The 14173-nt window shown below is 31.7% G+C and carries 18 protein-coding genes; 17 read left to right on the forward strand and 1 reads right to left on the reverse strand.

Features of this window, described 5'->3' with window-relative positions:
* Positions 1-329: 329 nt before the first annotated feature.
* From ACFS3A_RS19035 to ACFS3A_RS19095, 13 genes are all read left to right on the forward strand, one after another.
* Positions 330-1064, forward strand: a complete 735-nt coding sequence (locus ACFS3A_RS19035; RefSeq protein WP_379827149.1) for a WGR domain-containing protein — start codon at positions 330-332, stop codon at positions 1062-1064.
* 72 nt (positions 1065-1136) lie between these two features.
* Complete coding sequence (locus ACFS3A_RS19040) at positions 1137-1640, forward strand: DUF2004 domain-containing protein (RefSeq protein WP_379827150.1); 504 nt, start codon at positions 1137-1139, stop codon at positions 1638-1640.
* A 154-nt stretch (positions 1641-1794) separates the two neighbouring features.
* Positions 1795-2343, forward strand: a complete 549-nt coding sequence (locus ACFS3A_RS19045; protein WP_379827151.1) for a YcxB family protein — start codon at positions 1795-1797, stop codon at positions 2341-2343.
* Between the two features lie 212 nt (positions 2344-2555).
* Positions 2556-3734: an ankyrin repeat domain-containing protein gene (locus ACFS3A_RS19050; protein ID WP_379827152.1), complete on the forward strand. Its 1179-nt coding sequence runs from the start codon at positions 2556-2558 to the stop codon at positions 3732-3734.
* A gap of 201 nt (positions 3735-3935) precedes the next feature.
* The gene (locus ACFS3A_RS19055; protein WP_379827153.1) at positions 3936-5285 is read left to right on the forward strand and encodes an ankyrin repeat domain-containing protein; all 1350 of its coding nucleotides are present in this window, start codon (positions 3936-3938) and stop codon (positions 5283-5285) included.
* 53 nt (positions 5286-5338) lie between these two features.
* Positions 5339-5863, forward strand: coding sequence for a hypothetical protein (locus ACFS3A_RS19060; protein WP_379827154.1), 525 nt, complete (start codon positions 5339-5341; stop codon positions 5861-5863).
* A gap of 17 nt (positions 5864-5880) precedes the next feature.
* Positions 5881-6321: a hypothetical protein gene (locus ACFS3A_RS19065; protein WP_179003031.1), complete on the forward strand. Its 441-nt coding sequence runs from the start codon at positions 5881-5883 to the stop codon at positions 6319-6321.
* Between the two features lie 111 nt (positions 6322-6432).
* Complete coding sequence (locus tag ACFS3A_RS19070; protein WP_379827155.1) at positions 6433-6975, forward strand: hypothetical protein; 543 nt, start codon at positions 6433-6435, stop codon at positions 6973-6975.
* 230 nt (positions 6976-7205) lie between these two features.
* Positions 7206-7550, forward strand: a complete 345-nt coding sequence (locus ACFS3A_RS19075) for a hypothetical protein (protein ID WP_379827156.1) — start codon at positions 7206-7208, stop codon at positions 7548-7550.
* A 545-nt stretch (positions 7551-8095) separates the two neighbouring features.
* Positions 8096-8392 (forward strand): immunity 17 family protein, encoded by a 297-nt coding sequence (locus tag ACFS3A_RS19080; protein WP_379827157.1) that lies wholly within the window; start codon positions 8096-8098, stop codon positions 8390-8392.
* A gap of 301 nt (positions 8393-8693) precedes the next feature.
* A complete protein-coding gene (locus ACFS3A_RS19085) occupies positions 8694-9593 on the forward strand; it encodes a hypothetical protein (RefSeq protein WP_379827158.1) in 900 nt (299 codons plus the stop codon).
* A gap of 6 nt (positions 9594-9599) precedes the next feature.
* Positions 9600-10025, forward strand: a complete 426-nt coding sequence (locus ACFS3A_RS19090) for a hypothetical protein (RefSeq protein ID WP_379827159.1) — start codon at positions 9600-9602, stop codon at positions 10023-10025.
* A 684-nt stretch (positions 10026-10709) separates the two neighbouring features.
* A complete protein-coding gene (locus ACFS3A_RS19095; protein ID WP_379827160.1) occupies positions 10710-11117 on the forward strand; it encodes an SMI1/KNR4 family protein in 408 nt (135 codons plus the stop codon).
* A 126-nt stretch (positions 11118-11243) separates the two neighbouring features.
* Here ACFS3A_RS19095 and ACFS3A_RS19100 read toward each other — a convergent pair whose 3' ends face one another.
* The gene (locus tag ACFS3A_RS19100) at positions 11244-11660 is read right to left on the reverse strand and encodes an XRE family transcriptional regulator (protein WP_379827161.1); all 417 of its coding nucleotides are present in this window, start codon (positions 11658-11660) and stop codon (positions 11244-11246) included.
* A gap of 383 nt (positions 11661-12043) precedes the next feature.
* On the opposite strand from ACFS3A_RS19100, the gene ACFS3A_RS19105 reads away from it, so the two are divergent.
* The 4 genes from ACFS3A_RS19105 to ACFS3A_RS19120 are packed head-to-tail and all read left to right on the forward strand — an operon-like array spanning position 12044 to position 14170.
* Positions 12044-12325 (forward strand): hypothetical protein, encoded by a 282-nt coding sequence (locus tag ACFS3A_RS19105; protein WP_379827162.1) that lies wholly within the window; start codon positions 12044-12046, stop codon positions 12323-12325.
* 18 nt (positions 12326-12343) lie between these two features.
* Positions 12344-12895, forward strand: coding sequence for a hypothetical protein (locus tag ACFS3A_RS19110; protein WP_379827163.1), 552 nt, complete (start codon positions 12344-12346; stop codon positions 12893-12895).
* An 8-nt stretch (positions 12896-12903) separates the two neighbouring features.
* Positions 12904-13656 (forward strand): hypothetical protein, encoded by a 753-nt coding sequence (locus ACFS3A_RS19115; RefSeq protein ID WP_379827164.1) that lies wholly within the window; start codon positions 12904-12906, stop codon positions 13654-13656.
* 19 nt (positions 13657-13675) lie between these two features.
* Positions 13676-14170, forward strand: a complete 495-nt coding sequence (locus ACFS3A_RS19120) for a hypothetical protein (protein WP_379827165.1) — start codon at positions 13676-13678, stop codon at positions 14168-14170.
* The last annotated feature ends 3 nt before the right edge of the window (positions 14171-14173 follow it).

Genomic DNA, 14173 nt, shown 5'->3' on the forward strand with positions numbered 1-14173 from the left:
AGAATTCGAAGAAAATGCTGTTTTTAAATGCATAACCATTTCACAGCTAACACTACAATAATTTAGCATATATTTTCTGTTGTAAAATTTTAGTAAAAGAGAATTGTGAGAACTATTATGAATATACGCCCAAGTAAATATTCCAGAAAGAGCTCCAAAAAAACCTATTCTGTCAGTTTTAAAACATAAAAAGACAATTTTAATTTTAATTCTGAGATATATTTATCACTTTTTGTGTTTTATCTTACAATTATATTTTTTGAAAATCCAGATTAATTCTCGACTCAATCAAAATTCATTAAAATAATAATCAACAAACTGAAAAACTTATGGAAGCTTATCGATACCATGACGAGAAAAGTGATAAATTCTGGCGAATTGAACATGATGAATCTGCATTTGCAGTGAATTATGGCAAAACCGGAACAACTGGAAAATATCAGATTAAAGAATTTGACAGCACAGAAGAATGTCAAAAAGAGGTTAAGAAACTGATTGATTCTAAAAAGAAAAAAGGCTACAAACCTTATCCGGAATTTGATTCTAATAATCATTACTATTTTGATGATGAAGAAATTGGACTTCATCAATTAACCTCTCATCCAAAATTTCGTGCCCATTTTACGAGTGAATTTTATTATGACTGTGGCGACGAAGAAGCTCCTTTTGGAAGCGATGAAGGCTCTGATACTTTGGCTCAAATAGCTGAAGATTTGCGTAAAAACAAAACCTTCAACTTTACTTCTTTTCCTAAAAAACTGATTGAAGAGTACTGGGATATGACGTATCTGCCCGCCGAAGATATTTCTCATGAAAGCATAGAACAGTTAGTAAAAACAGATGAAATGAATCTCACACAAAGTGATATGGTAACCTATGCGACAGCTTTTGCACAAATCAAAATTACAGGAGAAGTTGATGCAGAATTAAAAGTATTAGCCTTAAATGCCATGAAACGAATAGAGATTGTCGCTGAATTGTTAAAATGGAATACAACTGGTAAGCCATCAGAAATTAGTATAAAAATGATTAATGATTTAGAGCAATTTATCATAAAAAAATAAACCCCGCTGGTTCAAGCATCTTGCTTTTATTCATAAACATAAACACCAAAAAAGAATAAAAAAAGAAAACAAATGAGCAATTATTTATTACCACATTTTGGACTGATAGATCCAGAGAATCTGAATGAATATTACAGTACCATCATTAAATTGAAAGGAAAAGAAATTAGTATTGACATTAATTTTGATAAAACGGCCATTGACAAAAGTCTAATGGATGTTATTAAAAGCTTTCTCGAAAACATCGAAAATTATGATCAACAAAACAAGCAATTTATTAATGACGATTACACAGCCAAAGACGGAGACACCGTAAGAGGATTTGTAACAGAACATGTTGAGGGATACGGAGACGATTTTTTAGTAGAACTAAATATAGACCTGAACGGTGATAAAGAAAAACAGTTTATGGATAAGCTACATCTGGTAAGAGTGGGATTATATCCTGACGGAAAATACAATGCCTCTTATTTTGCTGTCTTTGATTATACTGTTTCTAAAGAGTTGACAGATCAGATAATTGCAGTAAAAACTAATGAAAAAGGCAGTTTGGACCATTTAGCCTGGGAAAGCTGAAGTCTTTTTCCTTCTGCTAATGCGTGTCATCTTGCTTGTAACGATAAACACAAAAAGTCCAATAAAGAATAAAAAACAAAACCAAGGAGATTTGTCCAAAATCTGAGAAAGCGGAAAAAACAGGAATTCAAAAAACTAATTCAAAAACATAAAAATGGAAAATATCAGGCTAACGTTTCATAACAAAGTAGCATTAGACCTTCTTTTATACCATGCTTCTAAATCGGAATCATTAAATAAATCAAGAACAAAAAGCCGTTTAGTTTTTATAAGTATTATTGCTCTGTTAAGTGCGTTGTTTATACAGCTCAGTCCTCTTATTTCAGTTTGTTTTATAATACTGGGATCAATCGTTTTTATCTTTTTCCCTAAATATCTGGCCTATTATTACAAAAAGCATTTTTCTAAACTAATTAAAACCGAAACATTTAAAAACCGTCTTGGTCAAACGTTCGAAATCTGTTTTACTGATGCATTTATCGAGATCAAAAACCCTAAAGTCGAAACCAAATACAATATCAGCAATTTTGAATATGTGGCTGAAACTGCCGAATACTTTTTTATAAAGCTAAAAGTGGGAGATTTTTTGATATATCCAAAAGCGCAGATTACCAATGTTGAAACACTAAAAGAGTACTTTAAAAAAGTCTGCATTGACTATAATATTGACTATAAAAACGAACTTAACTGGAAATGGAAATAAGGCAGTTTTGCTATTCTATCTATCAGAATTTGTTTTAAAATTTTCCAAAAAACCCTATTCTGTTAGTTTTACGACTTAAACAGTCATTTTTAATTTTTATCCTGAAATATATTTACGAATTTTATGTTTTATCTTACAGCATCATTTGTGAAGTCAATAATTACAAGCAAATTGCTATCAAAAATTTATCATCATTTTTAAATATATTTCAAATGCAGACAAACCAGATTGAAAATTTCCTTTTTCAGGGAAAATTTGACGAGGCCAGAGAATGCCTAAATAACGGAGAAAATTTTAATGGACAATATCTTCAAAATAATTTTTCTCAAATCACAGCCAAAATTATTGAAGCCAAAGAAATTGATTTCATTGAAAGATTGATTAAAGCCGGTTTTATTGAAACTGACATCTACGAACTGGACAGTTTTGACAAATCGATATTCAATCCTCTTTCCAGAAATATCAAAAATGATGATGAATCTCTTTCTTTCTTCAAAGAAATCATGTCAAAAGTCGATAATGTGAATGACGAAATCAGCGATCAAACTTTGTTGGGATACTGCATCGAGAAAGAAGCCGTTCCGGAAGTCATTAAAATCTTAATAGAAGATTTTGGCTGTAATGCCAATTACAAAAGCAATTCACAAGAAAATCTGATTCATAAAATCGTGAATAATTATTCTTTGAATGCTGAAAAAGGCACAGCATATATTAAAACCCTTCTTGAAAACGGAGTCGATATCAATGAGAAAAATGTAGTTGGTACAACGCCTTTGATGTATGCCATTAAAAGACATAAAAAAGAATACATTCCGATGTTATTAGAAAATGGAGCTGATCCAAATGAAAAAGACAATCAGGAAAACAGTTCGTTTTATTATGCTGTAGGCGAGCAATTTTCGATTCCGATGTACGAGCTTTTAGCCGAATCATCATCTGCTGATTTCAACAGCATCAATAAAGACGGAAGAACTTTACTGACTGAATTTATTCGAATGATGTCTGATTCTGAGTACGATTTAAACTCATTACAAAGATTATTATCAGATGGTGCCGACTTAAATCACTGCGCTACCTATTACGGAAATCCAAAATCGGGTATCGATTATATTGCTGAAAAGAAATCGGGTATCCTAAAATCGGCATTAGACAGCGGATCAATTGATGTTAACGAACAGGATAATCAGGGAAATACCATTTTACACAAAGTCTGTGCTTTCAATGTAAACTATGACGCAGAAGCTGCCAAAGAAATTTACAGAAAAGTAAAACTGCTTCTTGAAAATGGCGCCGATAAAGATATTACAAACGATAACGATGAAACGGCTCTTACACTTGCTTCGGGAGATAATTTGAAAATAAAAACTGTTGAGCTTTTAATGAAAGCCTAAACTTATACACTGTTTTAAATAAAAAACAATTTAAACACATAGAAACATAGATTTTTGTTTGTGAATAAAGGAAGTTAGAAAGAAACTAGTTTCTCACACATAGAAAGCTATGTGAATTTATGCAAGTGAAACGCCTTTTTTTAAGTTACCAAAGAACTATGTTTCTATGTGTTTAAAAATAATTATATAAACGAAGATTCTATGTCAATGTCATTTATAATTGCCTGCGAAAACGGCAACCGAAAAATAGCTGAATTGTTACTTCAAAACAAAGAAGTAGATGTAAAATATACCGACGAAAAAGGAAGAACCGCTCTTCATTATGCCTCACACAGAGGTTATCTCGATATTGTAAAAATATTAGCTGAAGACGGTGCCGATATCGATTATGAAGATCATGCGGGAGAAACACCTTTGTTTTTCGCTTGTCTTCAAAAACAAAAACAAACTGCTTTGTATCTTTTGGATAACGGAGCCAAAATTGAAATCAACGATAAAAACGGTAACAGCCTGTTACACTTGACGGTACAAACTGCCCAAATCGAAATTGCAACAAAGTTGCTTGAAGCAGGAATTGACGTTAATCTTCTGAACAACAACGGAGAAACACCATTATTACTCGCTTCGGCAAGATTAAACCGAGAAATTATTCAACTGCTTTTAGACAAAGGAGCTGACATTAATACGACTGACAAACAAGGCAACACACCATTGCTTTATGCTTGTTATACCAAATCGATCCCGATGGTCACTTTACTTTTGGACAACGGTGCCGATGTGAATCATGTCAATCATGCTGGCGAAAACGCTCTTTTGATTGCCTGTTATGAAACCAACCGAATGCTGGCCAAATTATTGGTCGAAAGAGGTGCCGATGTATTTACGTCAAACAACAACGGTTATTCTCCAATTTGGTACGCCTGCGCGAATAATCAAAAGGAAATTGTGGCCTTGTTTTTAGAAAATGGTATTGATGTAAATTACAGCAAACCTGTTGCTGGCGATACTTCGTCAATGAATGATTATTTGGATTGGGTGGTAAGCGCCTCTAATATTTCGAATGAATCCAGTTTTACATTGAACAGCAGTTATACGTATGGCGGAGAAAGCCTGCTTCATGTGGCTACCAAAAAAGGAAACCTCAGCATGGTTAAATTACTTATTGAAGCCGGAGCCAATATCAATATTCAGGACGAATCTGGAAATACACCTTTGCATTACAGTGCCGCTAACGGAAAGAAAGATGTGGTTAAATATTTGCTGGATAATAAAGCCGATGCTTCTATTGTAAACGTAAAAGAGCAAAAAGCAATTGATTATTCGAATGTAAAAGGTTTTAATGAAATTACAGAACTGATCTTGAAATATGCTCCTTCTGGAACAACTATCACGCCAATTCAAACTTCTAAAACTGAAGAACCAAAAGCGGATGCTGGAAATGCTATGGAAGCAAAAAAGAAGGCTTTACTGGATTTGAAAGAACTTTTGGATGCGGGAATTTTGACTTCAGAGGAATTTGATGCGGAAAAAAGTAAAATTCTGAAAGGATAATCCTTTTATATTTTCTGACAAGTTCAATGCAATAAAAACCTAATAATCATTCTATGACTCAAATTATTTCTAAAGAAAACCGTAAAAATGCGCTTTTGAACTTTGGGTTTCCAAAAGAATTTATAGAAAACATAGGAAATATTCCAGAACTAGCCTATCGTGTGCAAGATGTAGAAGGAGCTTATTTTTATTTACCAACTATATTGAACTATACCATTCTAAATGGAAAAATAATTATTCCAATTTACGGTTCAGGAGAAAGTTTTTGGGTTCTTATTGATGATAATGAGTCCCAAAAAATTATAAAATTTGAACTGGAATGTGATCAGATTTATATCGATTATGGAAATAATTGGGAATTAATGCTTATGGACATCATGATTGAATATTTTGATGATCATATTGATGATGAAATTAGCATTGAAAAATTCCAGTCGGTAGCCAATAAAATAGGATTTAGTAAAGCCGAAGCGTTATTCAAATTAAGAAATCTTTCGATAGACGAATACAACGAGAAATATGAAGATATGGAGCTATGGCGAAATGAAATAGCACAAGAGTTGAAAATACTGAATTAAGAATAAAATAATAAAATATGACAACCCAAATTAAAACAATCATTACCAATCTTGAACAATACATTCAAAAAGCATACGAAACGGGAGATAAATATGAATTTATAGATCCTGCTTACGAAATACGTGACGAATTGGAAGCGATGGAAGATAATTTCAACGCAATAGAACCCATTTTTGAGCTTATTGAACGTAGTCCCGATATAGATTATGGCGGGCCTGGCCCGTTAGGCAGTTTTATGGAAAATCATTATAAAAACGGATACGAAGAACTGCTTTTACAATCTATTGAACGTAAACCAACAGAATATACTTTGGGCTTATTACATCGTCTGATAAACGATGACAATAATGCCGAACATCAAAAATATCTGGACGTAATGAAAAGTATTTCTTTAAATACAGCATATCCGCAAAACATTATCGATAATGCAAAAGACAGTTTGACCTATTTTGAATAGACCAAAGATTAGATTTGAAAGAAGTTCTCAATTCCGGCATTTTAGCTTCGGAAGAATTTGATGATGAAAAAGTAAAATCTTAAAAGTGTAAATTATAAACGAACTCAAAAAATGAAAAAAATCTTAAATACCACAACTCTATTTTTAGTATTAATCGCGACAGCACTCGTTTCTAGCTCTTGCAACAACCTTTCGCCAGAAAAAACCTTTGAAATTGCAGCGTTAAATGCCAACCTGTTGTCCCGTTTTGGCAGTAAAGAAATTAATGAAAAACTACAATCGGAAGCACAAGTTTATGATGAAGCCCAGAAAAAGATGATTGCTTCTTCTTATTACGATGCTTTCAAGTATGATATAAGCAATCTGGAAACGAGATTTCAAACTATTAAAGATATAGCCGAAGACGATGACAATAAAGAATTTCTTCAGGCATCAAAAGATTTGTTTACTTATGCAATCGCGAAACAAAAAGAAGGTTATCTGCCCATTGCGAAGATGAAAGACGAAAAAGCCTCTCCTGAGCAAATTGAAAAAGCAATTGCCGATTTTGACGCTTCAACCCAAAACGACATAGATGCCAAGTTTACAAAATTGATGAATGAGGCAAAGGCATACGCCGAAAAACATAATATTAATGCCAAAATAGGTATTTAAGGTTTTTGGAAAAAGCAGAAACTCTGCTTGCAAAAGAATAAACTAAAAAGGGATGATATTTGGACTTGTATTGGTCTGATGTTATTCCTTTTTTTTAGATCTAATAAGTAAACTTGCCTACTTCAATTATTAAAACTTATTTTAATACAATTAGGTTCTTTTTGGACTCTTTTTCTGCTAACCTTTTTATAGGTTTATGAAATTCTGCTCTCAGGTAAAAATATAGAGGTATGGAAGAAATAAAAGGAAATCAAACAGAAAAAACAGCGAAAAACAAAAAGAACATTTCTTTTTTAAAATGTTTTGGTATAGCTGTACTAGTTGGAGTTTTAAATTTATTAATTACTAAAATTTATGTAGGACCGGTAAAACCTTTTTCGCAAAATGATTACAATAAAGTTTTCGCTTTGGTTTTTGCATTTATAGCGGCGTTTGCCTCTTTTGTTATGCTATTAATTTTAGATATGTTCTTAAAGAAAGAAATTAAAGATTATAAACTGGTCATATATTTTGTTTTAACCTTACTGATAAGCAGTTGTATTTCCTGCTATCTCATGGATATGGTCAACTTGTAGAACTAACTTGGTAAAGTTGTTTTCAAAAACAGAAATAACAATAGATCGTTAAGCCCGTTGTAAAAATCATTGTAATAACTAAAACGGCAAGACATTTTAATTCATTTCAACCATGTTAAAATTTCTCACTAGGCATAAATATTTTTTCCTGTTGCTTTTTATGCTCTTTGTAAGCCTTTGTTCCTACGAAAAAAATTTAGACGGATTACCAACTTTTAACGTCATTCTTATATTAATTGAGCTGGTATTAATTTCATTTTATGTTGTAGTTAACAGCATTCGTTTTTTTGTCCCTTTAAAACCTGTTTTAGTATTTTTTTGTTCACTGATAATCATTGCTTTCAGTGTTTATTTTGGAACCTATATTTCAGATTTGGTTATAGAAAGCAATAATCAAAATTGGCTGTTTGATATTATTATTGATGGCTTTTTGAGGTTTGGTTATTCATTTACGATTATCATATCTATCATACTATTTACTTCCTTATTTATCGTGCTTATGAGAATATTTCGAAGTACAAATAAGAAATTATGAATTTTCAATTATGAGAGAAACCTTTTTAGCATTTACAGACAAATTAAAACTCTTTTTTTCAGAATTTTTTGATGGGCATCCGCTTAGGATGTACTTGGGCGTAATGAGCGTATTATTGCTCTATCAATATGGATTAATCCGCGACTGGAATTGGACTGTGCCATCGCCAACACTAAAACAAGGTTTTTGGATGAATTTCATTTTTGAAAACTACAACCGAAAAACCTATAGAATTGTTTTAAGCATCATAAACATTCTTACAATGCTTTTCATTTCATTTTTGTTTTATTCTAAATATGTAATGTAAAACTCATTAAACACTAACAGAATGAAAAGATTAAAAAAAAAACCGATAGCGGATTTGCACCCGAACGATAGCGAACTGACGAAGTAATCCGTGCCCGTAAAGTATATCGACAAAGAAAGAGAAAAAACTATGAGAATTAAATAAAATTAACCAATTGGAACGGGCACGGATTGTAAATCTGCGCTATTGGGGCTATTTAAAGTAACTATAAACTCTTATTTGTAAATAAAAATCTACAAATAAATCAAATGAATCAAGAATATAAATTAGATTTGATAATTAATCACGATGAGCCCTAATTATGACTCTTTATAAAAAAAATGCCTATTTTGTAATCATTACCTTATTCATAACAATATGTTTTATTATGTATGGTTATTTTTTTAGGAATAGTATAGAACAACCCAATTTACCCAAAAAGTATTTAGCCTATAAAAGTCTGGAAGACACCATAAAATCAGCTCATTACGAAATTGTTAGTTTACAGAGCTACCCTGTCAGTCTTAATGCTTTTCATTTTTCTCCATTGTCTGAATCTGTAGTTTTTGAATCAAATAAAAAAGGTTTTTCCGGTGAGTACGACGAATACCGATTGTATTACAAATTCAACAATAAAGCAAAACTAACAGACAGCTTGATTACAAAACGATATGATTCTTATAAAATCTTTAAATCATATTTACTCTCAAGAGAAGATTATATTACCTGGATCATTGATAACGATACGATACGAAATACATATATCGAGTTGAATGCAGACCTAAAATGGACTCCCGAACATATAAAAAGCGAATATGACAAACTCTGTAAAAAAGCCAGCTCCCTTTATTGTTTTAAAGGTTCTGTAAGTGTTCATGACAGTGGAAATCCTGCATTAAATATTGACAAAAATCTTTTTTTAATAGACAAAAAATGGCACGCTCTTTACGGAAATGATCTGTATTTAGAACCAGCAACTGAAAAACAAATAAAAACAGAAGTAATAAATTCACCTGTCTATACTCACAAACTAAGCAAACATGGTGAAAATTTATGGATGATAAATGCTTATTATAATCTTATAATAAAAAACGACACTTTAAAAATAAAAGAGGAAGTTTGGAGCGATCGATCAGATTTGGTGTATTACCGCCATCCCGAATATCCTGATTTTTGCATTTTAGCAAGTTCCGGCTGTTTTTTTATCAAACCAAAAAAATAACATTTTATGAAAATACAGCGCCCTATGCTAAAAATCTTTTTTTGCTCTATTCTGGTTACCATACTTTTTTTTATAATCTTCAATGCGCAGGAAAACGATTCTTTTAATCATACTATAGGTGTTCTTATAGGCATTCCAATTACTTTTATCTGTACGTTTATTTATTGCTGTTTGCTTCTGTTTCTGGAACATGTCAGGATAATAGCGCCAAATCTCTTTTGTCGTTTTGCAGTGCCTTTCTCTTCCTGTTGTTTACTATCTGTAGTATATTGTACTTATAATAATGTGCCTATTGTTGATTCTTATCAGCAGTATTCATTTATAGAATACTGGCTGGAACTTAGCATTCCTTTTTTAGTTTTACTAACAATACATATGCTTATTGCAGTACTGTTTTCTACAGGGAACAAAGAGTCACAGCCAAACAAATAACCTTTAGTAAATTCCAATAACGCAGATTTACACCCGAGCGATAGCGAACTGACGAAGTAATCTGTGTCCGTAAAACGTAGACAAATTGCGCGAGAAAAAACAAAAGATATTTTTAATAAATTTTGAAAGTAAAATGCATGAAATTATTTTGGAGAGTAAATTTATTCATAAGTATAATAACATTCATATTATTTGTAGTTCCTATAGTGTTGGATTCAAATAACATAAATATTCATTTTATAAGTGACTTGTCTAATCTGACCTATTTATTAGATCCGTATTTTGAAATGATTCAAATGCCTATATCTTTTTTAATAGCAATCTATAATAACAAAAGAACATTTTGGATATACTTTTTAATAATGTTTATTCTTTTTGTCATAAAAATGGGATTATTTATTTATGTATTAGGATCTGGTTTGTAATTAAAAACATGGAGGTAATTTATAAATCCTATCTCGATAGCAGATTAAAATCCGTGCCGTAAAGTATATAGACAAAGAGAAAAACTGTGAGAACAAATAAGGATTTACTAATTGGATCGGGCAAGGATTACTTCGTCAGTTCGCTATCGCTCGGGTGCAAATCCGCGCTATCGGAACGTACCACACGAAAGGATTCGTCCGGGAGCTGTGGAATTCAGGGACAGGTTCACCCGCAAGAGAATTATTTAAATAAAGTTTTATGAGATATACAAAAGAAATAGATTATTTGAAAAGAAACAATCTCTTAGAGAAAAATAGAGATATTGTTTCTGAAAAAGAAGTTTTAGAAATAAAGAAATTCAGGAATAATATTCCTGAGGAATTCATTGATTTTCTTAAAGAAATTGGAGGAGGACAGTTTAAGAATTCTCAGTATGAAATTAAAAAATTTGTATTTGATTTTTATGAAATTGGCTTGGAAAATGATTATGCCGTTGATGAAAATATTGTTTTGTTTGGAAATAGTTTTGGAGGAGACTTTATTGGTTTTGATTTATCCAAAACTAATCCAACGGTTATTGAAATTGATCATGTTTCAGGTGAAATTTTTGATACAAATAAATCATTTCAAGAGTTTTTTAGGGAAGATCTGGGCATGGATTTTTGATGTTTTTTTCTAGCACCCCGCCGGCCCGAGAATCTTGCTCGTACCCATAAACACAAAGAGAATCGACAAAGAATAAAAAAGAGACTTTAAAAGCCTCTTTCCAGAATCTATATATGTTTATAAAAATTACTTATTGATTAATTTTTCAAGTCTTATCATCATCTCCTCTTTCTCCTTCAACATACGCTCGTACAAGGCAATTTTTTCTTCGTGTAGTTTTTTTATTTCTTCAACAGTGTTAATGTTAAAAGTTGAATTAGGATTTCCAACACAAGCATTGCTAAAAGCATGGTCACCAAATGTATTTGATATAAAACTCACGGCTTTTTCTTCATCAAAATTCTGAAAAGCTTCCACAGGAATTTTTAATATAGTCGAAATTTGTTTCAGCAGGCTTTCTTCAATTACCTCTTTTTGTTCCAGTATCGAAATTTTCTTTTGGCTCCATTCTTCACCCAAATCATAAGCCAAAGCTTCCTGCTTGATGTTAAGCATTTCTCTAAAACGTTTTACGTTTCTTCCTTGGTGTATTTTCTGTTCCATAATGAATGTTCGTTTTCTAAAGACTCAAAGATAAAGTGATTTGGATTAAAAATCCTGATTTTCAAAGATAAAAAAATATACTGTCAAACCTCTTTCTTGTAAGATATTATACCTTATTTGTTTGTGTTTTTAGTTTTCTCGCTGGTGCAATCATACAGTTCGTATCTATAAAAGCAAAGAGAATCGACAAAGAATAAAAAACAAAACCATTAAGATAAGTAAGATATTGACTACTTTAGCATGTTTATAATAATAGTCAAATGTGTTTAGATTAATACTAAAAAGGTAAATAGACGGAATTTATAAAAACAGATATTGTAAATTATATTTATCAGAAATACAGAAAAAGTAAGCTAAAAACAACAGATTTAAAAATCTCATTAATGAAGAAATTTATAGTAATCATTCTGCTAACCATAATAATTTTTACAATACTCACCTTCTCCACTGCCAGTCTGGAAATGAAAGTCGACGGAAACGATATGTATGGTTTTCCTGCTTCGTTCTATGTTCTTTATGGCGGAATGGTTGCACCCACTCCAACATCAGAAATGACGAATTTTGTTTTTCTAAATTTAGTCCTTGATATTGCCGTTGCTTTTATATTGGCAGTTATCGTTTTGATGTTTTATCAGAAAGTGACAAAAAAGTTCGTTAAAAAATAATATTAAAACCACTAAATGATGTTTGATATTGTATCCATAATCTCGAAACATACAGCGCTTTTAGAAAATAATCTAAAAGAACTATATCCGCTTCAGAACAAAAGAATCGCCTTTGCCTTTGCTCAATTCTATTTCCTGCTACCTGATGTAACAGAATGTATGGAAAATCGTTTGGGTATAAAAACAACTAAAGACCAGTTTATTAAAGACTTAGAAAATAATACCACTTGGTATATTAAAGAAGCTTTGGAAAAATATGATGCCGAAACAGATGAATATGCTGATGATTTTGTCGAGTTGGAACCTATGGAAGTCAACATCCTGAGCGGACTTGAAAATTGCATTTATAGTCTGGAAAAACCGCAAAATGTTATTTCTAATTTTCTATTAATAATTGATATCTTAGATTACTATGAAAATTTCTCAGACAAACCCGAATATTGGAATAGACTGCTTGAAGAAGAAATTCAGTTTCAGAAAGAAATAGCAGAAAGACTTTCAAATGGAGAAAATCTAAATGAAAACGTTTATTTTGAACTATATAAAAATGTGTCATTTGACGAAATCTAAAAAAGATCATGATTAAAAACCTATTTTTTACAGCTATAGTTTTAATGATTATTTGCTTTTCAAGCTGTAATAAAACCAAAGAGAAAACCGGAGCTGTTCAGGTTTCAGAAATGCCAACCGTCGAAGAAGTCTTTGAAGGAGATACAGCTCAAGCAGAAATAAAGAAAAAACCCGAAGATTTTATTCCGAAAGGCTATATTCCTTTTGACACCATCACAGGCGATTTTAATAAAGACGGATTAGAAGATTATATTTTAATTATCAAAGGAACAGATAAAAGCAAAGTAGTTCAAGATGAATACCGAGGTCAATTAGACCGAAACCGAAGAGGAATTATAGCTTTATTAAACAAAAATAACGGTTACGAACTGGCGGTTAAAAACTACGATTGTTTTTCGTCTGAAAATGAAGAAGGAGGCGTTTATTATGCTCCCGAACTTGACCTCGAAATAAAAAACGGAAAATTATACATTGCTTACCGTCACGGTAGATACGGTTATTGGGAATATACTTTTAGATATCAAAACAATGATTTTGAACTGATAGGTTATGATGCCAGCAGTAATCACGGCCCAGTTACGCTTACCGAAACCAGCATCAATTTCCTGACCCGAAAAAAGATTGTCAATCAAAACATCAACGAAAACACTTATGACGGCGATGAAATTTTCGAAAAAACCGAAACTAAACTTCCTCAAAATAAACTTCTTAGATTATCTGATATCAGTGATTTCGATGAATTAGATGTATCAGGAGATTAATACCAACCAAAGCTTCAAAATGAAAAACAAATTACCTCTTTTAGTCTTAATTATTACTCTCTTTTCCTGTAATAAAAACGAAAAAGCAAAAGTTACAGAACCTGTTATTAATAAAGAAATTACTGTAAAGGACAGTTCAAAATCAGAACAAACAGAAAAAACTTCCGATTCGATAACTTGCGTTGATGTGGTTTTAGAAATCCTAACCACCGCACCTTCTTATGTTGAAGGAACAAAAGGTTTGTATGAAGCCGTTGTAAAAAACGGCGGGACTTCTATTGGAATTACTGTAGAAGGAAGTCCGAATCCTAAAATCGACAAGTCATGGAGCTATTCTGAAACGTATGATTTAAATCTTCATGAAACTTATCCGGATCGAATGCCTACAATTGCGCGTTATGTATTTGATCCTTCTAAAAGAGAACTTTTTGAATATAACACCGCTAATGATAGTTTAATTGCAATTGATTTCAACAAGGATTTGCTTTTAAAATTTGACAAAATCTGCAAATAAGGC

Origin of the sequence: Flavobacterium notoginsengisoli, from assembly GCF_042686225.1 — a bacterium.
Lineage (GTDB): Bacteria > Bacteroidota > Bacteroidia > Flavobacteriales > Flavobacteriaceae > Flavobacterium > Flavobacterium notoginsengisoli.